Source organism: Pseudoalteromonas sp. MSK9-3 (genome assembly GCF_003590335.1).
Taxonomy (GTDB): domain Bacteria; phylum Pseudomonadota; class Gammaproteobacteria; order Enterobacterales; family Alteromonadaceae; genus Pseudoalteromonas.
Genome location: NZ_MIET01000009.1, coordinates 176,083 through 200,721, shown reverse-complemented (window position 1 = coordinate 200,721; position 24,639 = coordinate 176,083). Strand labels below are relative to the sequence as shown.

General features: G+C 42.8%; 22 protein-coding genes. 8 read left to right on the top strand and 14 right to left on the bottom strand.

Translation table 11 applies throughout. The features are described 5' to 3' along the window. Nucleotides 1-121 precede the first annotated feature (121 nt). The gene (locus BGP78_RS03015; protein ID WP_119860010.1) at nucleotides 122-1,228 is read right to left on the bottom strand and encodes a phosphoribosylaminoimidazolesuccinocarboxamide synthase; all 1,107 of its coding nucleotides are present in this window, start codon (nucleotides 1,226-1,228) and stop codon (nucleotides 122-124) included. A 251-nt stretch (nucleotides 1,229-1,479) separates the two neighbouring features. On the opposite strand from BGP78_RS03015, the gene BGP78_RS03010 reads away from it, so the two are divergent. The 3 genes from BGP78_RS03010 to BGP78_RS03000 are packed head-to-tail and all read left to right on the top strand — an operon-like array spanning nucleotide 1,480 to nucleotide 4,034. Then, complete coding sequence (locus tag BGP78_RS03010) at nucleotides 1,480-2,160, top strand: ABC transporter ATP-binding protein (RefSeq protein WP_119860009.1); 681 nt, start codon at nucleotides 1,480-1,482, stop codon at nucleotides 2,158-2,160. Nucleotide 2,161: 1 nt separating this feature from the next. Beyond that, nucleotides 2,162-3,538 carry an FtsX-like permease family protein gene (locus tag BGP78_RS03005; protein WP_119860008.1) on the top strand — a complete coding sequence of 459 codons (1,377 nt, stop codon included), beginning with the start codon at nucleotides 2,162-2,164 and terminating at the stop codon, nucleotides 3,536-3,538. Between the two features lie 16 nt (nucleotides 3,539-3,554). Beyond that, a complete protein-coding gene (locus BGP78_RS03000) occupies nucleotides 3,555-4,034 on the top strand; it encodes a DUF3299 domain-containing protein (protein ID WP_119860007.1) in 480 nt (159 codons plus the stop codon). 66 nt (nucleotides 4,035-4,100) lie between these two features. On the opposite strand, the gene BGP78_RS02995 is transcribed toward BGP78_RS03000, so the two are convergent. The 5 genes from BGP78_RS02995 to BGP78_RS02975 form a co-directional block, all read right to left on the bottom strand. Then, nucleotides 4,101-4,715, bottom strand: coding sequence for a flavin reductase family protein (locus BGP78_RS02995; RefSeq protein ID WP_119860006.1), 615 nt, complete (start codon nucleotides 4,713-4,715; stop codon nucleotides 4,101-4,103). An 81-nt stretch (nucleotides 4,716-4,796) separates the two neighbouring features. Beyond that, a complete protein-coding gene (locus tag BGP78_RS02990) occupies nucleotides 4,797-5,657 on the bottom strand; it encodes a cupin domain-containing protein (RefSeq protein WP_119860005.1) in 861 nt (286 codons plus the stop codon). Between the two features lie 131 nt (nucleotides 5,658-5,788). Continuing rightward, complete coding sequence (locus tag BGP78_RS02985) at nucleotides 5,789-8,380, bottom strand: M14 family zinc carboxypeptidase (protein ID WP_119860004.1); 2,592 nt, start codon at nucleotides 8,378-8,380, stop codon at nucleotides 5,789-5,791. 47 nt (nucleotides 8,381-8,427) lie between these two features. Continuing rightward, nucleotides 8,428-9,816, bottom strand: coding sequence for a RimK family alpha-L-glutamate ligase (locus BGP78_RS02980; protein ID WP_119860003.1), 1,389 nt, complete (start codon nucleotides 9,814-9,816; stop codon nucleotides 8,428-8,430). A gap of 2 nt (nucleotides 9,817-9,818) precedes the next feature. After that, complete coding sequence (locus tag BGP78_RS02975; protein WP_119860002.1) at nucleotides 9,819-10,754, bottom strand: RimK family alpha-L-glutamate ligase; 936 nt, start codon at nucleotides 10,752-10,754, stop codon at nucleotides 9,819-9,821. 170 nt (nucleotides 10,755-10,924) lie between these two features. Between BGP78_RS02975 and BGP78_RS02970 the strand changes: the two genes are divergently transcribed. Continuing rightward, nucleotides 10,925-12,073 (top strand): M20 family metallopeptidase, encoded by a 1,149-nt coding sequence (locus BGP78_RS02970; RefSeq protein WP_119860001.1) that lies wholly within the window; start codon nucleotides 10,925-10,927, stop codon nucleotides 12,071-12,073. A gap of 13 nt (nucleotides 12,074-12,086) precedes the next feature. Here BGP78_RS02970 and mutM read toward each other — a convergent pair whose 3' ends face one another. The 3 genes from mutM to BGP78_RS02955 all read right to left on the bottom strand — a co-directional run bounded on the left by mutM (nucleotide 12,087) and on the right by BGP78_RS02955 (nucleotide 15,337). Beyond that, nucleotides 12,087-12,896, bottom strand: coding sequence for a bifunctional DNA-formamidopyrimidine glycosylase/DNA-(apurinic or apyrimidinic site) lyase (gene mutM, locus BGP78_RS02965; protein WP_119860000.1), 810 nt, complete (start codon nucleotides 12,894-12,896; stop codon nucleotides 12,087-12,089). A 30-nt stretch (nucleotides 12,897-12,926) separates the two neighbouring features. Next, nucleotides 12,927-13,412 (bottom strand): hypothetical protein, encoded by a 486-nt coding sequence (locus BGP78_RS02960; protein ID WP_119859999.1) that lies wholly within the window; start codon nucleotides 13,410-13,412, stop codon nucleotides 12,927-12,929. Between the two features lie 83 nt (nucleotides 13,413-13,495). Further along, the gene (locus BGP78_RS02955; protein WP_119859998.1) at nucleotides 13,496-15,337 is read right to left on the bottom strand and encodes a peptide-N-glycosidase F-related protein; all 1,842 of its coding nucleotides are present in this window, start codon (nucleotides 15,335-15,337) and stop codon (nucleotides 13,496-13,498) included. A gap of 208 nt (nucleotides 15,338-15,545) precedes the next feature. Here BGP78_RS02955 and BGP78_RS02950 point away from each other — a divergent pair, with 208 nt between their 5' ends. From BGP78_RS02950 to BGP78_RS02935, 4 genes are all read left to right on the top strand, one after another. Further along, entirely contained in the window at nucleotides 15,546-16,466 is a 921-nt protein-coding gene (locus tag BGP78_RS02950) for a manganese-dependent inorganic pyrophosphatase (RefSeq protein ID WP_119859997.1), read from the top strand. Nucleotides 16,467-16,526: 60 nt separating this feature from the next. Next, entirely contained in the window at nucleotides 16,527-17,243 is a 717-nt protein-coding gene (locus tag BGP78_RS02945) for a helix-turn-helix domain-containing protein (protein WP_119859996.1), read from the top strand. A gap of 159 nt (nucleotides 17,244-17,402) precedes the next feature. Beyond that, nucleotides 17,403-18,104 (top strand): transglutaminase family protein, encoded by a 702-nt coding sequence (locus tag BGP78_RS02940; protein WP_119859995.1) that lies wholly within the window; start codon nucleotides 17,403-17,405, stop codon nucleotides 18,102-18,104. Nucleotides 18,105-18,339: 235 nt separating this feature from the next. Further along, nucleotides 18,340-18,618: a hypothetical protein gene (locus tag BGP78_RS02935; protein WP_119859994.1), complete on the top strand. Its 279-nt coding sequence runs from the start codon at nucleotides 18,340-18,342 to the stop codon at nucleotides 18,616-18,618. 103 nt (nucleotides 18,619-18,721) lie between these two features. Here BGP78_RS02935 and der read toward each other — a convergent pair whose 3' ends face one another. The 5 genes from der to ispG all read right to left on the bottom strand — a co-directional run bounded on the left by der (nucleotide 18,722) and on the right by ispG (nucleotide 24,636). Further along, nucleotides 18,722-20,194 carry a ribosome biogenesis GTPase Der gene (der, locus tag BGP78_RS02930; RefSeq protein WP_010364174.1) on the bottom strand — a complete coding sequence of 491 codons (1,473 nt, stop codon included), beginning with the start codon at nucleotides 20,192-20,194 and terminating at the stop codon, nucleotides 18,722-18,724. A 72-nt stretch (nucleotides 20,195-20,266) separates the two neighbouring features. Then, complete coding sequence (bamB, locus tag BGP78_RS02925) at nucleotides 20,267-21,448, bottom strand: outer membrane protein assembly factor BamB (RefSeq protein WP_119859993.1); 1,182 nt, start codon at nucleotides 21,446-21,448, stop codon at nucleotides 20,267-20,269. 9 nt (nucleotides 21,449-21,457) lie between these two features. Next, on the bottom strand, nucleotides 21,458-22,078 hold the full coding sequence (locus tag BGP78_RS02920) for a tetratricopeptide repeat protein (protein WP_119859992.1): 621 nt from the start codon (nucleotides 22,076-22,078) through the stop codon (nucleotides 21,458-21,460). 9 nt (nucleotides 22,079-22,087) lie between these two features. After that, the gene (hisS, locus tag BGP78_RS02915; RefSeq protein WP_119859991.1) at nucleotides 22,088-23,365 is read right to left on the bottom strand and encodes a histidine--tRNA ligase; all 1,278 of its coding nucleotides are present in this window, start codon (nucleotides 23,363-23,365) and stop codon (nucleotides 22,088-22,090) included. A 152-nt stretch (nucleotides 23,366-23,517) separates the two neighbouring features. Beyond that, nucleotides 23,518-24,636, bottom strand: a complete 1,119-nt coding sequence (ispG, locus tag BGP78_RS02910; RefSeq protein ID WP_119859990.1) for a flavodoxin-dependent (E)-4-hydroxy-3-methylbut-2-enyl-diphosphate synthase — start codon at nucleotides 24,634-24,636, stop codon at nucleotides 23,518-23,520. Between the last annotated feature and the right edge of the window lie 3 nt (nucleotides 24,637-24,639).

Sequence of the window (24,639 nt, the reverse complement as noted above, 5' to 3'; positions counted from 1 at the left end):
TTTACTTTATAACCCTAAGTAAAAGTGACAGGTAGCTTAATTGCAAGGTATTTGCGAGATAACGCCCAATAAACAACTTAAATTACTGTTTATTGGGCAAATACCATACGTTTGACTGGCTTTATTTCTCGGTAATTAATCCGTAATCACGGTCTAGGATCGCAATCACTTCAGCACGGGGATCAGCAGGAATAGTCAATTGATTACCCACTATTTTACTGGCAATACCGACATAGGTATCAGATACCGACATCAACACATCTACAGGCAGTTTATAGCCATGAGCAAGCGCTTCACGCTCAGTCATGCGATCTTTATTAAGTAGCACATCGCTGTCTGGCACGTTATTAATTAATAATTGTCGGAAACCTTCTTTTGAATTTTCAACAATCTTACCATCACGGTACGCTGGGCCATCCCAGATCCGACTTGAATCTGGCGTGCCAACCTCGTCGATATAAATCAACTTTTGGCTGCCATCTTGCTGCTCGACATAACCAAACTCAAACTTGGTATCCACAAAGATTTGATCGAGCTTAGCCAATTCCTTGCTAATAAGTGCAAAGCCTTCGCTAAGTAGCTGCTCATATTTAGCAACATCTTGCTCAGAATTAAAATTGAATGCAGCTAAGTTATCAGTAATATTTTTACGGGTAATATTCACATCATCAACGGCTGGTACATCTGCAACACCCGTAATGATCCCCTTAGTTGAAGGCGTGATCAAAACATCATCTAGCTTTTGATTCGCTTCTAGACCTTCAGGTAAACCAATACCACAGAAATTACGCACACCTTTGCTATAGTCACGCCACATACTACCCGTAATGTACTGACGAGCGATCGCTTCGACTTTAACTGTACTGGCTTTTCTTACGATCCACACATATGGGTGTGGAATATCAACAATATGATTGCCAGCAAGGCCTGCGTCATCGAATAACTTAAACCAATGCGCTGCCACACTGTTTAAGGCAATACCTTTTCCTGGTACACCATTTAAACCATTCTCACCTTGCCAAATGCAATCAAAAGCAGAGATACGATCTGAAATAACCATAATCGCTAATTCAGTTCCATGGGGTACATCGTACTTTTTATCTGCAATTAAACGGGCGCTGTCTGCATCAGTTAACCAATATACTGAACGCACCTTACCGCTATGTACTGCACCTTTGGTGCGAATTGGCAGATCATCATTTACATCTAAAACTTTGTAGCTACTCATTATTACTCCAAGGCCGGATGCACCTTGCTAAAGGGCACAAAAATATGAGGGGGTTAGGAGGCGCTATAATAAGCTTTTAGGGCTTAAATCACAATCTATAGCCGAAAAGTTCGTACGAAAATACAGCCACTAAACAGAATTCCATCAGGTTGGTGTTTCATCGCCAAAAGTCGGCATTTAAACCAAACTCGGTGTTGCTAAGATGAAAACTGTAATACTATCTCATTGACATTAGCCCGCTTGGTTTCATTATGATCACAATCACAGACCTTATTCATACTTGGCCTACCCAGTCTCACCCAACGCTCAACATTAAAGCGTTGCATATCGACAAAGGGGAGCGCGTTTTCTTGCATGGCCCAAGCGGTTGCGGAAAATCGACTTTACTCGGCTTGCTCGCCGGTATCAATGCGCTGCAATCAGGCCAAATAAAAATCTTAAATACCGATTTATCCACAATAAAAAATGCCCATAAAGACCGCTTCAGAGCTGATCACATTGGCACTATATTTCAAAGTTTTAACTTGCTTCCTTACTTAAACCCCCTCGAAAATGTGACGCTAGGGTGTGAGTTTTCTAAACAACGACGTAAACGTTTGACTGACAAAAAAACCGATATGACAACCGAAGCCACCCGGCTTTTAAAAGCGCTCGGATTAAATGACTCTCAGCTCACGCAACACGTGTCAAAGCTCAGTATAGGTCAACAACAGCGTGTTGCCGCCGCCAGAGCACTTATCGGCGAACCTGAACTTATCATTGCCGATGAACCCACATCATCACTGGATGAAGATAGCCGTCATGCCTTCATCGAAACACTATTTAATCAAGCTGGTGATTATCAAGCCAGCGTGTTGTTTGTAAGCCATGATAAGAGCCTTGCTTCATTATTTGATCGTCAGATCAGTTTGTTAGATATTAATGGGGTATGACATGACATTGCTTAAACTCGCTATAAAAAGTACCTTAAACCGTAAAGCCAGCGTGTTACTTACACTTTGCACCATCGCAATCAGCGTCATGTTATTGTTAAGCATCGAACGTGTCAGACACGATGCAAAAAGCAGTTTTAGTAATACAATTTCAGGCACAGATTTAATTGTTGGCGCCCGCACAGGAGATATTCAACTACTGCTATCTAGTGTTTTTCGCATTGGACATACCAACAATGCCGTTTCATGGAAAAGTTACCTAGATATCAAAGAAAGAAAAGGAGTTGCCTGGACCATCCCTATCAGTCTAGGTGATAGTCATAAAGGGCATGCTGTACTTGGCACTGATGCAACGTACTTCACACACTATCGCTACGGAAAAAAGCAACACTTGGCGTTTCAAAACGGTCGAGCTTTTCATAACGCTCAAGAGGTGGTACTTGGCAGCGACGTAGCCAACAAGCTGCATTATCATATCGGGCAGCAAATTGTCATATCTCATGGTATGGGCAATACCAGTTTTCATCATCATGATGATAACCCAATGACCATTGTCGGTATATTAGCGCCAACTGGAACCCCTGTAGACAAAACACTGCATATTCCTTTAATTGCTGTCGATGCAATGCATAAGCCAAGCCATACACAACCGATGATGATTGGCAAAAAACCACAACAAAACGACCACGCACAACATCAACATGCGGAGGATCACAACTCGCATCATAACGAACATGATGAACATGATGAACATGATGAACATGATGAACATGGCCACCCTCATGGCACGCTTGACTCCGAGCCTAGCGATTTAGTCGGTTCTCCAAACCAAATAACCGCCTTTTTAATGGGCTTTGACTCTCCGTTATATACATTGCAAGTCAGACGTAATATCAACATGTATAAAGCTGAGCCTTTGCTGGCCATTATGCCGGGTCTTACTCTTCGAGAGTTATGGGAAATGCTCGATATTGTAGAAAAAATCCTACTCTTATTTTCTATCGTCGTGGTACTCGTAAGCTTATTGGGTATGTTAACAACGTTACTTGCCACACTCAGTCAGCGCCGCAGAGAATTGGCTATTTTGCGCTCCGTAGGTGCACGACCCATTCATATATTCGCCTTAATGAGCAGTGAAGCCATTCTCATCACCTTTATGGGTTGTTTAGCTGGGTGCTTCTTATTTTATGGACTACTGTTCACCGCCAACCCGCTATTGCAAAGCCAATTTGGCATCAGCTTAACCATTGGCTGGCTGTCAAACTATGAACTCACGCTGTTAGGCGTTATTATGTCCGCCGGTACGTTAATGGGGTTGCTCCCCGCTGCCAGAGCCTATTTTTATTCACTGGCTGATGGCATGAGCATTAAAATTTAGGAGTACAATAAATAACATGCGATTTTTTACCTTAATACTGCTCGCTGCAATGAGCTTTTTTGGCCATACCGCAGCCCCAAAAGAGATTTTTTGGGACGATTTAGTGCCTAAAGGACACGTACAGATCAGTAACCAAGATGCTGCCAGTCATGATGGCGCAGATCAAAACTGGGTGCAGCCTGATTTGAATGCCCCCGTCGTAAAAAGTTTAGACGGGCAGTCCGTCAGCCTACCCGGGTTTGTCGTACCGCTCGAAGGTGATAACGAGATCATCACTGAGTTCTTATTAGTACCTTACTTTGGCGCTTGTATTCATGTGCCGCCACCACCACCGAATCAAATTGTGCATGTAAAAATTAAAAATGGCGTCCCTATTGATAGCCTTTATGATGCCATAACAGTTACTGGCACAATTAAAGTAGAAACATGGAAAGGTGAATTAGCGCAAACAGGCTACACCATGCAGGCCGTCGGCGTGGCGCCTTTCGAGCTATAAACCAAACATGTCATAAATAGTTTAATAAACAGTGCAGTAAAAATAACGTATTACTGCACTGTTTTATCATTCTGGACGAGTGATTTTAAAAACATCCCCCAAACTTGCATACTCACCACCACCCAATCGTGCGATCGGATCTAGCGCGAGTGCATCCACCTTACTACGTCCTTTACTGTCCATTTCCACAATATCATCGTCAATGTACGCATGTGTCACTTGTACAAACATCAGCTTCATGGGTAGTTCGCCCATTTCAACCACTTTATGTAGCTTGCATGCAAACGCCACTTTACATTGCGCAACTCTGGGTAAAGCTGAACCTGAAAAATCGGTAAGCGTTAAATCCAGTGAGTCCAATTCAGATTGGTCGTTAGGTAAAGTTGCTGCTGATAAGGTAACTTCATCCGCTAAACGACTGTCCGCAATATGAATAACCACCTCTTCTGTGGCTTCAACATTTAATGCAGAATCTTTATATTCACCACAGGGCTTTACCCCAACCGCATACATCAACAAAGCAGGATCGGAACTGACTGCTGTGAAATACGAAAATGGCGCTAAATTCAATGTACCTTTTTTATTTTTAGATAATACCCATGCAACAGGGCGAGGTACCACAGTTTGCGTTAATGTATGGTATACCCTATTTGCAGACAAACTCTCGAAATCAAGGATCATAAAACACTCTGAATAGACATTTAAAATAACAATTTAATATAACAATCACGAATATACTTTACCTACGCAACTTACATCACACTAGGTCGCGAACCCATCAGGCATGGTTGTTTGATGGCCATTTACTGATAGTTTTTTAATGATTTTCTCTTCATTTGGATAGGCTTCAATCAGTGCATCAGCCACCCCTGCAGTAAAACAACTGCCGGTAAAACCAGGTGCCATTGTGCAACCAAATAATGCATACTGGCCGCCTTCAACTAAACAGCCCCCCTGCCACACTCCCGCAGGAATGCGATATTGGCAAACCTGTCCATTGGCAAAATCAGCACCCAGCACCACTTGCTCAGAGCGACCATCAGGGTATAAAAGGGTCAATTCGAGTGGGTCGCCACCGTAAAAGTGCCACACTTCGTCAAAGGTCAGCTTATGAAAACACGACACGCTGGTTAAGCTGTCACAATATAGTCCAATCATTGCCGTACCAACGGGTTCACCAAGTATATTATTGCAACTAGAACGCCATGTACTTTTAAATAACGTACTTTCAACAGGCAAACGTTCAAACCGATAATGCCGTAATACCGCCATTACCTGTGGCGTAATAGGTTGATGTTTAAAATGCACCAGTTCACACACATCGACAATTGCATCACGATTTAACACACCATAAATATGTGCAAACAGATCTGTTGAATTCATACTGAGTGACGGTGCTTCATAACGCACCTCAGCATCAAGTAAAGTTGGGTCAATCACCAATAAAGATAACGCGCTCTGATCAGTAAAAAATTGGCTAACAACGTCATCAACTTGGTGATATTCACAAGCATGAATAAAGCCTTCTTGTGTTAACGATGCTGGCGCATAGCTTTCATTCGACACAATGGCTGGCGTGTCAGCCGATGGTACAATCACAAATAGCGCATTAATGTGTGCCATGACTTTTCCTTCATTAGACATCAATAAAGGCCATATCATGGCATTAAATCACTCAGTAGAATATGGTTTTTTCTACCGAGTGATAAACTACATACCCTTCTTACTTTTAAGTAAGTTCCCGCTAGCTTGAGTTATTTACTGTCTTTACCTGGGTAATGGATGACGACAGGCTCAGAGTAATTCGGCGCATGGTCGTAGCTAAATACACCATAGTACTTACTCAAATCTGCATTACCAAAGTTATCCAATGTATACGTATCAGGCCCACCATACAGCTTCACGCCATCAAATGGAGAGCGAGGTGGATGAAAGCGATTTCTAACCACAAAACACCCCACTAAATCACCGCTATCAGGATTATCCCACATGAGTTTTACCACCCCATTTTCGACTTGAGTTTGCAAGTTAGTCGGCGCTGGTAATGGCTCATTACGCCGTTCAATATAGTTAATATTGAGCGTTGCAGCCTGCTCTGCATGACAGTCAGCCCAATTCACTAAAGCATTACTTGCTTGAGACTCTGCCGTCGCACGAATAATAAAGTAATAAGGCGTTTGTGCTTTATGCAAACGTGCTAATTCTTGTAAAGAATAACTATCAAAAATAAAGTTGTGCGCGCTGCGCTCTTTGAGTTGCTCATTGCTGACTTCATAGCCAATATATTCGATTTTTTGCCGCTGCTTTACATGTTTAAAGTCAACATCTTTAAGCTCAACCAACTCAACAGTAAAGCGGACATCTTTCGCTGACGACAAACTATTGCGGCTATACAAGGTTAAACAGGCCTGAGTAAACACGGTTCTCAGCGGGTCGAGCTGCTGTAAATGCTCAAATGCTAATTGTCCATAAACAATATTACCTTGAGTATCAAACCCTGAGGCCAATTTATCATTCACGACTTTGTCTTGATAAATGGTATTACATGAAGAAACCGCCAGCGCCACCGTTTGTTCTGGCAGCTGATAAATCAATTCTAAATTAGGACGGTAATGCAAGCCGCTGCCAAACGGGCCATAGCCGATGTCAAACTGCATGACTTGAGAGTCATTGCCCAATGGTAGCGTGTTTGGCCCTTGTAAGCGCAGTAGTAAAGTTTTGTCACTGAGTAACTTATTTAACAATGCACGTTCTACACCGTTAAATACCCACTTCAGCCAAATACCTTGAGTCATCTTGTCTGATTCGATAGTTTGACCCAAAGTATGTAGCGGTGTCGCGTCAATAATCTTATTAAAGTCGTAAATATCATCAATTTGAGATGAATCTAAAATTGAGATTGACCACTCGCCATATTTTTCTATTTTGGTGGCAACCCGATTCATTGGGTATAAAAAAAACTGCGCGGTTTCAATACTTGAGCCCTCAGGAATGGTGCTTAAATCATACGCAACGACTCCCAAGCTGACTCCTCGGTTTTTATCAACACCAATAAACATTGAATTATAACCAAAATGCTCTTTGTTCTTCGCACTAAAATTTTGCGACAAGTAACCAACTTGTTCCCTCGCAGGAAACAGCGTACGCCCACATTGATGCGTTGCTAATGTGGTTTTTAAACGCAGTTCAGGCCGAAAAGGTGATTTAATTTTAGTGACTTTGTCTACGGCGCGAATATTATAAAAATAAAAATGACCACTGTTTAACTGAGTATCAATAAAGGTCTGTGACTTAGTGATCGCCACTAAGTTTTCTTCCGTGCATGGACTTTTATTGTGCTCACTACGATAGACTTCAAAATAAATATCATCACGCTGCTCATACTGCCACTGTAATTCAACCGTGTCATGAGTCACTTTTCCAATGGTAAAATCTAACACCCTACTAGGCGCCAGTGGAGAGTAGTTTATCGCTTCACTTAATGCATGCACAACTGCAGGAATGTTCTCTGCCACACTTTGCGACATATTCTTCATATAATCAGGAATATTGCGGGTGCCTACTTCGACTACTGTAGCGATAATCCCCTTGCGATAGTAATATTCCCTGCCACTGCCATGGATCAACTGAGCAGGCGGCTTACCGCGATGAATACCATATTGTCGCCCTGTAACTTTGCGAATTTCATTATTCATATTGGCACACAGTACATTTAAATCCGTGCCTTCAATTTCTACTTCATGATTAAACTTATGCGCCGGAAAAAACACATTACCTTGTGAATGGTAATCTAACGCGATACGAATGTTGTCATGTGATTCAACAAAGTCTCTAATCGCACACGTTTCTGGTTCAGAAAACGCATGTGGGCCGCCATAGGTATTCATATGCGTGTTCTGATTACGCATAAACTTCGCATCAAAATTTCGGTTTAAATCCACACCAAAAGTACCATCACCATTATTGCGACGGTTTTTACGCCAAAACGAAAAGTGATTACGAGAATATTCAAACCCATCAGGGTTCAAACACGGCACCATATAGAGGGTATTTCGCGTAAGTGCAGTTTGTAACTTAGGATTAAAGCGGTAGTTGTCGATCACATACTCTATAAACTTAATCGCCAACTCATTGCCTATCCATTCTCGGGCATGAATTGATCCTGTGTAAAGTAAAGCAGGCTTATCATCAGCATATGTCACATCTAGTGAGACAGTCACAAGCATTATTGGCCGCTCTTCCCAAGTTTGACCAATACTTTGTAAGCGAATCAAATGCGGATGTTCACTCATGGCTCGCTGCAAAAAATCAATGGTATCTTGATATGAAGCGTATTGAATTTTCATAGTGTTCCCTAAAAACTAAAAGAAGCAGTAAGACAAAAAAGCCCTGTCTAATGACACGACTTTTCTGTGGCAACTTGCTGCCAATGCGACACAATTTTTTGTAGCTTTTTGTCTTTTAGATTTTTCACCACACACAGTTTTTCTGGCTCGGTATTCAATACATCCACCACGCCATGCGCACCAAATGTTTGCATGATCTCATCGATCATTTTGCCGCCAATCCCCTTTACTTGACCTAATATTGTCCGGATCTGTCCATCTGAGTAATCATGTAACGACTGCGAATTATCGTTGGCCGCTTCATCGCCACCAGCAACGCTTTGCAATATTGGTTTTGCCATATTTTCTGAACCTTTGAGTATAAAATTGTCTTGTAAATTCCATACTTCACTTGGCCACTCTTCCTGAGATAAATATTCAGTATCTAGGATAGGGTATTGCTGTTCATTCAACTGAGTAAACATTTCCCCACAATCTTGACTCGGTGTATAACGAGAAAAACCAATATGGCGCATTGTACGCAATAAACTAGGGTTAATTTTGCCTAGCTCTTCCCAGTTATAGAGTGGAATATGAGGTAATGCAAAACGACCGTCCCCCAGTAACCACATCAAATATTGCCCGATCCAATCACGAATATACGGGAAAGCAGCAAATGCCGTTGCACATTCTAAAATACGTAACTTACCATCTTTACCCAGTGCAATATCGCATGCCCAATACTCTGCATTTGCAGCCTTAGAAGTACGAATTGCCAACTCTAATACCGAATGTGGGATAGCTTGATAATCCATACTGCCACCTTGACTCGTATTAGTTAGCCACTCTCCCTCTGGAGGTCTGCGCCAAAATGCGCATACTGGTTTATGACCAATCAACATTACCCGAATATCGGCTTCCATCGGCACAAAATCTTGTACATACACCGGGTAATAACGCTTTTCACCTAATAATTGCTGAGCTTGCTCTGCGTTATCAACTTTATGGACGAAATAGCCACCGTAGTTAGATGGCCCATAAGATCGTTTAATGATCTTTGGATACTTGGCTTTAGCCAAATAGTTTTGCGCCTTTTCTGGAATATAAAAAATCTCGGTATGAGGGGTCGGCAAATCGTATTTTCGACAAAAGTGGGTGACATTTTCTTTTGATTTATTAGAAAACTGACTGTCTACTGATGGCAAAAAACGCACTTCAGGTAATGCCCGTGCTATTTCACGAAATGCTTCATAGGCAGTCGCGGGGATATTACCAATTAACACATCGATTTTCTTCTTTTTTACTTCCCTGATAAAACGCGCTTTATCATCGCCCCAGTGATAGGTTACTTGTTCGATTTTATCAGGCCAACCCTTAAAGTTAGACTTATCAAAAAAGCGCAGTACGTAATCTAAGTATAATAATCCAATTTTGGGTAATGGTGATTTTACAGTCATTTTTAGGCCACCTTGGCTGAATGAAGTGCGAGTTTGCGTTGTACCGTGCTGTCGATTAAATCGACCATGGCATCGAGTTTGCTCTGATTAAAATTGATCCCCAACGCCTCTTGCTCTGGCGTTGCAAATGCTGGAATGGTATTCACTTCTAGTACCACATATTCTTCTTTGTCTCGGTCATAGATGAGATCGACCCCTGCGATTTCCAGTCCCAGTAATTGCGTTGCTTTAATCGCTAAATCAATCACCTCCTGACCTGGCTCACGAATAAATACCGAGCCACCACTGGTAATATTCGTTTTCCAATCATCCTTTGGCGCTTTGCGGCCATAACAGCCCACACATTTACCATCGACAATATCAATACGGTAATCCGTATTGTCATAATTAATAAAACGTTCTACATAAAAATATCTCAGATCGGTGCGACTCAAAAATGGCAGCAACATATCAAGTGCCTGTTCACTATCAATTTTGACAATGCCGACCCCGCCCCACCCATCGGTTGGTTTGTATACTAACTTGCCGCCAAAGTCTCTAATCGCCGCTTTGAGTCCATCGATATCATTTTTATGGCATAAACGGTAATCCGCAGTGGCAATGCCGTGACTACTCAATAAATGTGCAGTGCGAAATTTATCTTCCGCCAATGAAAAAGCATTAAAATTATTTAAGGTAGGAATAGTTTGGCTAAGCACTTGATATAAATACAACTGATATTGAGTCTGCTGCCCTGCGTTGTAACTTAAGAATGCATCGAGTTGCTCCATAGCCACACCATTACACACAATCTCACCCCCTTGTGCGCGTGCATCACGTAAATTTAACCCGGTACTGGTTTGGATCCCGCGTTCAGCCAATGCATGAACCAGTTTGCGTTCGATGGCTGAGCCACCGCCATTTTCATACATCCAAATACCAACATGAGGTGCTGTCACAATTTTCTCCTTGGTGAGCTGCATAGTTTTTAAACTGAGCGCTAATTTAAAAGGATCTGTATGACATATTTTTGACCAAAAGCCACAGACAAAATTTGTTCATAAAAGCTTCACTTAAATGCAACTGGATCTAGCGAGGATCGGTAATAACAAAACTCAGGGAATCGATAATGACACAGTTAAATTTTGACGAGTTAGCAGCACTGATCCGCTGCAACTCACACAGTAAGAATAAAGTGAATGTTGACCAACATGGTGAGCAGATGATTGAGTTATTAGCGCCCCTTGGTTTTTCATTAACGCGCTACCAAAGAGATGACATTGGCGATCATTTACTCTTTCACACGCCCAAACAAGCCGGTCGAAAAGTCCTGTTACTCGGTCACCTAGATACCGTATTCCCTGAAGGTACATTCACTCAGTTTCAACAGGACAGTGAATGGGTATATGGGCCTGGAGTATGCGATATGAAAGGAGGGAACTTTGTTGCACTCAATGCCTTGAGAGAACTCCGTAAGCAATGTGGCCCCTTATATAATGTTGATTTTTTACTGGTTAGTGATGAGGAAATTGGCAGTGATGACAGCCAAGCTTTAACCAGTGAATTGGCCAAAAATTACGATGCCTGCTTAGTCTTTGAGGCCGCAGGGAAAGACCATGAAGTCGTCGTAGCCAGAAAAGGCATAGCAACATTTGATATTACAGTGACAGGCAAAGCCGCCCATGCGGGAAATCATTACAGTGACGGTATTGATGCCAATTTTGCCCTTGCCAATTTACTTCTGGAAATGACGAGCCTAACAAACCTTAAACTGGGCAGTACCGTGAATGTCGGCAAAATTTCTGGCGGTCTGGGTGCTAATACCATTTCGCCTAAGGCTAATATGCTAGTCGAGGCACGTTTTACAACACAAACAGAACAACAACGCTTGCTAAAAGGCATCGAAAATATCTGCTTGGCGATTGAGATCACCGGTGTTGAAATTACCATCAGTGGTGGATTACAACGTCCAGTGATGGCACCTACGCCACCGCAAGCGCAATTACTTGAAGAGATAGCTGAGATTTTACAGCATGATCTGCCCGTCGAACATCGTGGCGGCGTCTCTGATGCGAATACCGTATCAGCTGCAGGTATACCTACTCTGGATGGTTTTGGCCCTTATGGAGACGGCGACCATACTATGCATGAGCGCGCACTTAAATCTAGCTTTGAGCTGAGAGTGGCACAGGTCACTCGTATTCTTGCTGCGTGGTGCCATGACAAAGACGTGGCAACAAACACCCACGCCGCCTCGGCGCTTGCGCCTTCAACTTAACAGCCCCTAAGCATCATTTTTGGCATTGACTGCAAAATATGGTGCTGCGCTGCCCTAATCGCACTTCTTGTAAAATCGTTTCACAGCTCATACACGGCTGACCTTTGCGACCATAAACCAATAATTGCTGTGCAAAATAACCCGGCTTGCCATCTGATTGCGAAAAGTCTTTTAGCGTAGTGCCCCCCTGCTCTATTGCTGCTGCTAAGGTGTCTTTAATGATAGGAGTCAAAAGTTGGAAACGTTTCAATGATACCTTGCCTGACTCTTTCTGCGGATGGATCCCCGCTTTAAACAGTGACTCATTAGCATAAATATTCCCTACGCCTACCACGACATGGTTATCCATAATAAACTGCTTTATTGCGACCTTTTTACCACGTGAACGTTCATACAAGTGCACAGCAGTAAAGTCATCGGTTAATGGTTCAGGCCCAAGTTTACTAAACAATGTATGATCACAGTCAGGTGCTTGCCACAAACATGCGCCAAACCGACGCGCATCATTTAATCGCAGCGCCTTACCATTGGCAAAATGAAACTCCACATGGTCATGCTTTTTTAATGGCTCTTCAATGGGCACAATTCGTAAATGACCTGACATCCCCAAATGTAAAATAACGCTGCCTATTTCGGTATCTAACAATAAATATTTAGCTCGACGACGCACATTCGTGATTTTGAGCGTTTCAATGGTTTTAACCTCATCAGGTACAGGCCAGCGGAGTCGCGTATTATGAATAAGCACCTTATCCACAACTTGCTCAGTAATATGGGGTTTTATGCCTAAACGGCTCACTTCTACTTCTGGTAATTCAGGCATTGTGTTCTCTGTAATATATTGTTAGACCTATCACTGTTGTGACTGGCCAATATCTAAAGGTAAAAATAGTGTTTGGGCTAATTCCTTGGGCACATGCAACCAAAGCTGCTGCTGCTTATCAAACAGATAGTATTGCCCTTGTTCGAGATATAGCTGATAACTGACGGGTAATTCCTGCCCTGCCAGCCAAAAGCGCGCAACGGTAAGGGCTTTGTCCGCATTTAAAGTCACATCAGCCACCTCTAACTTTACTGCTAACCAATCATTGACCAGCGCCTGCACTTGCTCTGGTTTTGCTTGCCAAGGTCCATCTATACGCCACGATGTGCCAATTCGCTCAATTTTATAGCCAGGGAATGCCAATGTAAGCACAAAGCTTTGCTCTGGCAGTAATTGCTGAGGCCCACTGACTTCGTTGCTAGGGTTTAATTTATGATGCACCCCATTGAGAAAAAAAATCATTAGTAGCATCGAAAAAATGACGACGTTATTCCACGCTTTACGACTAAGGCCCATTAACTTTCCTTTAAAAAATGATGTCTGCAGTGTAGCCATATTTAACCACACAAACAAACATCACAGACTCAATCGAGCACACCTTAATACGTTAATGTACTACCGTCACAATAGCTCAGCGCCTGCCAAGCATCATAAGGACCGGCCTCATCAGGCTGAAAATTGTAACTCCAATGTTTGGCTTGATAAATAATGCCTTGAAACGATACGCGCTCCCCTACTTGTGCGTAAGCATGCTCACTTTGCCATGGTGACGCAGCGCACCTACCAAGCCGATAGCCCACAGTAAATGGTAGACGCAATTGCCGGCCGAAATCCGCCGGTAATTGGTGAATATCATCGATATCATGGATAGCAATACTCCCTTTTCCTTTGCGCTGATTTAAAAAAGGAAAAGCCAGCCCATCTTTCGCTGAATCATTCACTTCTAATGTATAGCAGCCCACTGGCATATCTAAATCTAACATGTGCTCAGCTGAAGCATTAAATTGTGACCACTGCCTTAGCGCTTCGCCTTTGCTGTTTTTAATCGTCACACTTGTTTCATCAGCAAACTTACCACTCAGCAAATGTAATTGCGCAGAGTCACTGATCGATAACGGCGCTTCAATGCGACTATAAATAACGTTATTACTGTCAATTTCATCTTGTGCTATTGTTGCGCGTACCATCATGTTCGCTTTCTCTGGTGAGAAAATCCCCCAAAAACGAGCTGGTAACTGCACCACTTGTCGTTCGTTTGGGTGTAATACGCCTTGCCAAGTAAATTGGTGTTGTTGAGTGACACCATAGGTGAATTCAATGTGATTAATGACCGTCTGACCTTGGTTTCGTACCGCAACAGTAACATCTGCACAACTTTGATTAAGGCGACTATCAATATCACTATTTGGGGTAAGGATCTGCTCAACAGCCAAATCAGTATCAACTGTAATAGCATCATATGTGGTCAACACTGCACTCACAATATATCTTGGCGCATCTGAGCCGTACTGAGAAGGTTGCCAACTAAAATTTTGCCAATCAATATCTAACGTCGATTGAGGTTGCTGGGTATCAAGGCTATAGGTGAAAGGTTCAACGATTTCACCTGGGCACCAATTCGCCCGCGCATAAATATAAGTACCACCTTGAGGAAAAGTCGCACTCTGGTCACAATCCGTGCGCCATAAGGCCGTACGTTCAACTAAATGCGCATTGTATACCACATCAAAATAACGCTCACACCACTCACCACATAGCTGCGCTTGCTGAGCTGGATTATCATACGACAACGCATGACCATGGGCCGAGACAATGACCTTTAACTCAGCCTCCATATCATCAACGGTAAACGTGAGATCCTTTTTAGGCAAGTAGTGAGCAAATTCATTGGTCGTTTTATAAGGCCAACCAGCTGGCTGAGAATAATAGACTGGGATAACGCGATGCACCTTGCGCGTTACTGCACCTCGCGCTAGCAACTTAGCACTAAAGCCAAACGCGGATTTTTTTGCGCCCCACCCACCATAATGAGCATTGAGCACTCCTTCACCTTTTAACACCGGTGCTAAATGCGAAATATCAAAAAGATATTTTCGACTCCAAGTGCGATCAAACCCATGCATCCCTCTTTGCATATACCCAGCATACGGTGTAATTAAACGCCCTAGTTCATAGCGTTCACCCTCTTTTAACCATTCAAAACGAACGGTGTAGTCCCAATCGCTGCACCCTTGGGCAGCGCAACCGAGTTCTACTTCTAAGAACTGCTGTTGTTCAAGGTTTGCCTCACTGGGCAACGCGATGGCGTAGCTATGATCACCATGTTGTGTAAATGATTGATAAGATATGAGTTCTGTTTGTGAGGCTGCATGTAACGCAAGCACCTTGTGCGAGCACATTGCCAGTATGCTGTAAAACAGGGCATATTTAATTAATGTCATCCTTTATCCTTGTTAACAAAAAGTAACAAGGATACCCTCAAATCATAAAAATACCATTAAAGTCACGCCACTAAAAAGGCGCAAAACGGCGCTCCATACTCGCTATATGTCTATTAGCTAGCACTTATGTCTAATTTAACGATACAAAGCTATTTTATTACCAACATAGTTTGATAGAATATTGGCCAAAATTTAAGGAGCTCCGTCCATGGCAATGTATGTAGTGGGTCATAAGATCCCAGATTCAGATTCTATTTGTGGCGCAATTGCACTTGCGTATTTAAAAAACCAAATTGGCGAAGCCGCCGTTCCAACACGTCTTGGTGATGTTTCTCCTGAAACACAATTTATCCTTGACCGTTTTGGCTTTGACGCGCCGGAGTTAAAACTGAGCTACGCGGGCGAAGAAGTTTATATTGTTGATCATACTGAAAAGACACAAGCGCCAGATGATATTGACGAAGCAACTATCGTTGGCGTAGTTGATCACCACAAACTTGGTGACTTAACGACGTCAACACCATTAGAGTGTTGGATCCGTCCAGTAGGCTGTAGTAACACCATTATCAAGATGATGTACGACTTTTACAGCGTCGAAATCCCTAAAGATATCGCAGGCTTAATGTTATGTGCAATCTTAAGCGACACCGTTATTTTTAAATCACCAACCTGTACGACGGCTGACATTAAATGTGTTGAAGCATTGGCTGAAATAGCAGGTGTTGCTGATGTAAAAGAACTTGGCATGGATATGTTTAAAGTAAAGTCTGCGGTTGAGGGCACACCCGCTCGTGACCTAGTAATGCGTGACTTTAAAGACTTCAATATGAATGGCAAACTCGTTGGTATTGGCCAATTAGAAGTTATCGACTTGTCTGTATTTGACGATATTAAAGCTGATTTAGAAGCCGATATTGCGAAATTGAAAGAAGAAGGTGGCCGCCACTCTGTATTGTTACTGCTTACCGATATCATGAAAGAAGGGTCACAAATGTTGATCGCATCTGATGATGAAAGCATTATTGAAACAGCGTACAAAGTAACGCCAGAGCAAAGTCGTATATGGCTAGATGGCGTGCTAAGCCGTAAAAAGCAAGTAGTACCGCCTCTACAAGATGCATTTGCTTAAATAGCCCATGTACCATAAAAAACCGAAGCGATTGCTTCGGTTTTTTGTTAGTGTCATTAAATGCCTATAATTTTGATTGAGCCAGGTATTCTTGCTGTACATACTCAAGTACTCGATACCGCAAACCACCAACACGCTTTACAGCAGCTCACCTTACCAACAGGGTCAGCTCACCTGAGCACGCCTACCACTGAAGGTATACGAAGTTACCGCGATACCGCAATCATACTCAAAGAAAATGTGCCTCACCAACTCACCATGCACTCAGGTTGGGTCATACTTATCGAGCCTACAAGTCGGGTGGGTTTACAAGTGAGCGCTATGCTTGCTGGGCGAGAAACACGCTCGCTGAGCATACCTGATACGCCCGACGAATTTAGTCATCTGCCGACCCTACTTGGGCTATTTAACTTACGCTACCAGCAGAAAATTCATCACTATGACCCACGGATCAGCCAACTGCTTAAACACCTCGATCAATGCTTCGCTGGTACCTGTATTAAGCCTGATCACTGGTTAGCCAAAGACATTGCTCAACAACTTAGTCTCTCGCAAAGTCGGTTTTTACATTTATTCAAAGAAAATATGGGGTTACCATGGCGCGCATATCTCCTATGGCGCCGACTCATTTGCGCTATCACGGCATTGAAGGCAGGCCACAATGCAACACAAGCCGCCTATATAGCTGGGTTTTCCGATAGCGCCCATTTAAGCCGCACGTTTAAAAACCACTTTGGTATTACATTACAAAAATTGACCTCATTAAATAACAAGTAATATTTGTCAGACCCATTTGAGTTCCACCTTAGATTAAAGACATACACTTTAATCGCCTGTATTGAGCAGCCCATATCTTCTCCTGCGATAGCCAGTTTATTCAATTATTGAATTTAAAGTTCAGGCAAAGTACCTCTATTAACTCAGAGGAAAAATACCATGCAACAGTATTTACTAAATACCCGTTTATTAAACTATACCCATCATCACGTTCAAACATTGATCACACAAAAACAGTGGTTGTCACTTAACCCACAGCAAGCGCTCACAGCAATTTATAATTTCGTGATGGATGATATAAAATTTGCTTACAGCAGCGAAGATACGCTCAACGCATCAACAGTTTTGCGCCAAGGCTATGGTCAGTGTAATACCAAAGGTACATTACTTATGGCGCTATTAAGAGGCGTCGGGATCCCTTGTCGATTACAAGGGTTCACCATCAGTAATGACTTAAAACGGGGTGTTATGCCGAGATGGGTTCTTGCGTTAGCACCGGCTCAGATCATTCACAGTTGGGTCGAAGTATACCTCGATGGTACTTGGTTAGAATTAGAAGGCTATATTATTGATAATGCGTATTTAAGTGCAGTTCAATCCCGGTTTAAAACACACCATGGTCGCTTTATTGGGTATGGGATAGCCACTCCCTGCTTACAAAAACCCAAAAATCAATTTCACGGGCAAAGTACATATATTCAGCGTGAGAGCATTATTGCCTCCCTTGGGTACTTTGCGGATCCTGATAGCTTCTACCAGCAGCATCGCAATCTATCCGGTGCTAAAAAGTGGTTATATAAATATCTACTACGCCATATAATTAACCAGCGAATCGTTAAGATCAGACATTCAATGACGTAACTTGCAAAATTGAAGTCATTAAATAACCTCAGCTCTGGATAAGCGAATTTGCCCAATAAAGCTATTTTTCTCACTCTCGGCGTTGCTTTCATTTGTAATAGCTCGCTATTACTGCATAAAAGCGCCTTGATATTGAGCAAAATATCATCATTGGATGGTACGAAGTTTGTTTTCAAAACATTTTCTATTCCAAAACCCTTATCCAAACCTGAGGTTAAATATAAGGAAATACAGAATGTCACATACAATAAAAATGCAAAGGTTAGCAATATTCTTCGCAACAATAGCCATATTACCTTTACTCATTTTGCTCTGTGCAGAGCTCACGTCAACCATACTACAGTGTACCGTCAAGGAGGTTTTACCTACTGATTGCAGACTGTTTAATTATGATATAGGCATGATACTCGCAGTCGCTTATACAGCAGGGTGGGCGATATTATTAACACTACCAACAGCAGGTTTAGGTGCGTATATCCGTTACATTAGATCGCTTAACTCGAATGACTCCTAAGTAAATCACACTCTCTAACTTTGATACACATAGTCATGCACGCTACGCTCACTCATAAAAAATGGCGCTCAATGGCGCCATTTTATCAGTAAGAAAAACGCGCTTATTTATTACGGTTTTCTTTTGTAAATGCTCTTAGCTTGCGTTTTTGCGACAGCGTCATCTTATTCGTACGACCTGAGAATGGGTTATCCCCTTCTCTGAATTCAATCTTAATCGGTGTACCCATGATATTCAGCGCTTTACGATAATAATTCATCAAATAACGCTTATAGCTATCAGGTAAATCGTGTACTTGGTTACCGTGTATCACGATCCTTGGTGGGTTATAACCCCCAGCGTGAGCATACTTGAGCTTCACGCGGCGACCACGTACCAAGGGGGGTTGGTGATCGGCTTGTGCCATATCCATAATACGGCGCAGCATCGCAGTACTGATCCGCTTAGTCGCAGAAGCATAGGCTTCATCCACTGACTCAAACAAATGACCAACACCAGTGCCATGCAATGCTGAAATAAAATGCAAGCGTGCAAAATCAATGAAGCCCAAACGGCGGTCAAGTTCGGTCTTAATACGATCTTTTACGTAATCATCAAGACCATCCCACTTATTAACCGCAATCACCAATGAACGACCCGCGTTTAATGCAAAGCCTAGTAAACTTAAGTCTTGATCAGAGATCCCTTCACGGGCATCCACCACAATCAACACGACGTTGGCATCTTCAATGGCCTTCAATGTTTTGATTACAGAAAACTTCTCAACAACATCACTGACTTTCTTGCGTTTACGAACACCTGCAGTGTCAATTAAGACATATTCACGTTCATTACGCGTCATTGGAATATAAACTGAATCTCGGGTTGTACCAGGCATGTCATACACAATCACCCGCTCTTCACCCAAAATACGGTTGGTTAATGTCGATTTACCCACATTTGGACGCCCAATAATGGCAAGTTTAACTGGCTTGTCTTCAAACCCAGTCTTACCATCTTCGTGCGCGCCCTCTTCACCTTCTAGGTAAAGTTCAGCTAAGTCTGCATCATCTTGTGCAAGTTCATCTTCTTCAGCGGCTAATTCAGCAATAACAGGCTGTAACGTCAGGTCTAACAGCTGGGTAATACCACGACCATGCGCAGCGGCGATTTGATACACCTCACCGATGGCCAGTTGATAAAACTCAGCACAGTTCGAGTCTGCATCGATACCATCTGTTTTATTCGCAACAAGAAAACACTTCTTTTGTTGTTTACGAAGGTGCTGTGCAATAGCCTGATCCGCGGCGTTCATACCCGCTCTGGCATCCACCAAAAACAAGACGATATCAGCTTCTTCAATCGCTAACAGCGACTGTTCAGCCATCTCGGTTTCAATGCCTTCTTCAGAGCCATCAATACCGCCAGTATCCACTACGATAAACTCATATCCATCGTAACTGGCTTGGCCATATTTACGGTCACGTGTAAGACCTGGGAAATCCGCTACCAACGCGTCACGAGTACGTGTTAAACGGTTAAATAGCGTGGATTTACCCACATTAGGTCGCCCGACAAGAGCGATCACAGGAAGCATAGACTACCTCTTTAATAAACAACAAAAGGCTTCGCAAAGCGAAGCCTTAACAAACTTAATAATAACTAAGTGTTATGGAATTTTAACGGCGCTAACTTCACCATCTCGGGTGTATAAAATTAGCTTGTCGCCAGCAACCACAGGTTCTACAAAGAAACCTGAACTATCAAAACTCTCTCTTGATACCAGCTGACCACTTTGTTTATCTAACCAATGTAAGTTACCTTCTTGGTCCCCTACCACTAAATAATCCCCAGCGACTGTTGGCGTGGTTAAATACCATCCGCGCAATGCTGGTTGGCTCCAACGCTCAATACCTGAGTCTTTATCTAGTGCATAAACAACACCTTCGCTATCTACAATATAGATGGAATTCAATTCAATGCTAAAATCTCGGTAACTGCTATATTCGCGTTTCCAAATAACATTACCATTTCGTACATCTACAGCGGCTAAATTACCATTGTAAGCAATAGCATATACGTTCGAGCCACTGACAATCGGCTTGGTATCAACATCCACTAATCGCTCAAATTCTGACGCACCTTTTGCTAGCGCAACATCAGCACTCCAAGCAGAATAACCATTTTCAGCAATTAAGACCGACAGTTTACCACTTTCTTCACCGAACAGCACACCACCATTTGCACTTGTTGGCGAGCTTAACCCACGCAGTGTTAACGCTGGTACTTCTTGCTCGTGACGCCAACGCTCTTCACCTGTATCTGGGTGTAATGCTAATAATTTACCTGAGCCTAAGTTCACGTAAATCAAACCATCCCCAGCAGCCGGAGAAGATAACGCTTCACCAGGCACTGATTTACGCCAAACAATCTCACCAGATTCACGATCTAACGCAATGACTTCACCATGCTCAGAGCCAATATATACCTTGCCGAATGCTTGTAAAATACCGCCAGAAAGCTTTGCACCATCACTGTCTTCCCAAGGCCAAAATGCTTGGTTTTCCCGTGTTTCAGTTTCCCACAATGTGTTACCCGTATTAATGTCTAGGGCTCTTACTTCACCATTGCGTTCAGCGACAAACACTTTGTCTTCATACACAGTTGGTGTTAAGCGAGAAAAGTAATGCTCAACGCCACTTCCTATACTTTCTTGCCATGCAATCTGAGTCTCAAATTGATTATTGATTTCAGGCAGAACTAAAACATCTTCATCGTCGTCACTCGACGAACACCCACTCAACAACGACGCCATACATAACGCCAAAGTGGCTAAACTAAGCTGTTTCATGTTAGCTCCTTATGCTGCAGGCTGTGCAGTGGCTAAATCATCTAGCTTGTTTTGCAATAACGTATTATTTGCATCTTCACTGGCGCTAACCGCCGCTTGATAATGTGTACGAGCTGACTGTTTATCACCTTTTTCGAGGTACACGTCACCTTTAATTTCAGAGACTTGTGCATTAAAACTGGCCGGCATTGGTGTATTTAACGTTGCTAATGCTTCGTCTAACTTCTTTTCTGTTAGTTGAATGCGCGCCAAACGTGTTAACGCTGTTGCTTTAAGTTCAGGGTTTTTAACTGTATCCGCAGCAAAACGTAGTTTTTCCGTCGCAACACTATACTGCTGCTTATCAACCGCTTCTTTTGCGGCAACAAATGCTGCTAATACCGCATAATTTGAATCACTATTATTGGCAATGAACGACTCAGCACTGGCTAACACTTCTTCGCCTTCTACAATTTCACTATAAGCGTTAGAAGCAGCCTCTGCGTTAGTGATCTGACTTTGGTTATACGCTTTCCAACCATATAAACCACCTAACCCAAGCACAATACCTAAAGCCAATGAGACACCATTGTCTCGGAAAAACTGCTTGATTGCTTCTGCTTGTTGTTCTTCTGTTGAATAAATTTCCATTGTTACCTCTTATTCAGCCAAGTCTGCAAGTAAGGTTTTCACCTCTGCAATAGACAAGGTCACTTGTTCTTTTTGTTCGCGAAGATACTTAACGGTTACTTTACCTTCAGCCAATTCATCTTCACCTAAGATTAAAGCAACTAAAGCATCACTTTTATCAGCACGTTTTAATTGTTTTTTGAAATTGCCGCCACCAGCATGCACCATAACACGTAATCCAGTTACGTCGCTACGTAGTTCCTCAGCAATCACCGGGGCTTGAATACTGGCTTTTTCACCCATAGCAGCCACATATACATCGGCATTACGGCGAATATCACCCACGCGGTCTAACTCTTGCAACATAAGCACTAAACGCTCTAGCCCCATTGCAAAACCAACGGCTGGGGTTGCTTTGCCGCCGAGTTGCTCAACTAAGCCATCATAACGACCACCAGCACAGACAGTGCCTTGTGCACCTAAGCTGTCTGTAACCCATTCAAATACGGTGCGGTTATAATAATCTAAGCCACGTACCAGCTTTTCATTAACCTGGTATTCGACGCCAGCGGCATCTAAACGTTCACATAAATTTGCAAAATGTGCTTGAGACTCTTCATCTAAGTGTTCCGATAGCTTCGGTGCATTCACCAAAATTGCTTGAACATCAGGGTTTTTACTGTCTAATACACGCAATGGATTTGAATGCATACGGCGCTTACTGTCTTCATCTAAGTGTTCAATATGCTGCTCTAAAAACGCCACCAGTGCATCTCGGTATTCAGCACGCGCTTCATTTGAACCCAGAGAGTTAAGCTCCAAGCGCACGTGATCCATAATACCAAATGCTTGCCACAAACGTGCGGTTAATAAAATAACTTCTGCATCAATGTCTGCACTCGCCATGCCAAAGGTTTCAACACCAAACTGATGGAATTGACGGTAACGGCCTTTTTGTGGACGCTCATGACGGAACATAGGACCCATGTACCATAAACGCTGTTCTTGGTTGTAAAGCAAACCATTTTGGTTGCCCGCTCGCACACATACGGCGGTGCCTTCAGGTCGTAATGTAAGACTATCACCACTACGATCTTCAAAAGTGTACATTTCTTTTTCAACGATATCGGTTACTTCACCAATAGAGCGCTTAAATAAATCAGTAGATTCAACAACAGGAAAACGGATCTCTTGATATCCATAAGACGCCACCGTTTGACGTAATGTTTGCTCTACTTTCTGCCAAATCTGTGTAGTACCTGGCAGACAATCGTTCATTCCACGAACTGCCTGAATTTGTTTCGCCACTGAAAATCCTAACTAATAATTATTAAAACTGATACGAGCACGATAAACGCACAATAATGCGTTGAAAATTAATCGCTCATTATACCGTGCTCGCTTAAAACGTAAACGACTCTAAACCGATAATCCGTGTATGAACCGTTTCACTACTGTATTTATTCGACTATTTTGATATCTATCGCTGGCTGCGCTTCTTTTTTAGCGACAAAGTCACGCACTTGCGCTTCCAATTGCTCAACAATATTATCATTGTCGATACGCATTTTTTGACGTTCGCCATTAATATAAAGCCCAGAACGACGATTTGCACCGGCCAGTCCGATATCACTAATCAAAGCTTCACCAGGCCCATTCACAACACACCCAATGACTGAAACAGACATCGGTGTCACGATGTCTTCTAAGCGCTCTTCAAGTTGGTTCATAGTATTTACAACATCAAACTCTTGACGTGAACAACTTGGACACGCAATAAAGTTTATGCCTCGCGAACGAATACGCAGTGATTTTAAAATATCAAAGCCCACTTTAATTTCTTGGACGGGATCAGCTGCCAAAGACACACGCAATGTATCTCCAATCCCTTCGGCTAGCAGCATGCCAAGGCCAACAGCTGACTTCACTGAGCCCGACCTAAAACCACCGGCTTCCGTGATCCCTAAATGCAATGGCTGATCAATTTCTTTCGCTAACAAGCGATAAGCACCCACAGCAAGAAATACATCAGACGCTTTCACTGACACTTTAAACTGATCAAACTTCAAACGCTGTAATATTTCAACGTGGCGCATCGCAGACTCGAGTAACGCTTCAGGTGTCGGCTCGCCGTACTTTTCTTGTAAATCACGCTCTAGCGATCCGCCATTAACCCCAATACGAATAGGAATATCACGTTCACCCGCCGCATCAACCACTGCGCGTATTCTGTCTTCACTGCCAATATTTCCCGGATTAATACGCAGACAATCCGCACCATACTCCGCCACCTTAAGCGCAATGCGGTAGTCAAAATGAATGTCTGTTACCAATGGAATATCAACTTGCTCTTTTATACTCTTAAAGGCTTCAGCTGCGTCCATCGTCGGCACAGAGACACGTACAATATCGGCCCCCGCATCTTGTATCGCTTGAATTTGTGCGACCGTTGCGTCAATGTCCATGGTATTGGTGTTCGTCATTGATTGCACCGCAATCGGCGCACCATCACCAATAGGCACATTGCCTACATTAATTCGGGTCGATTTTCTGCGTTTAATAGGAGATTCTGAAAACATGAC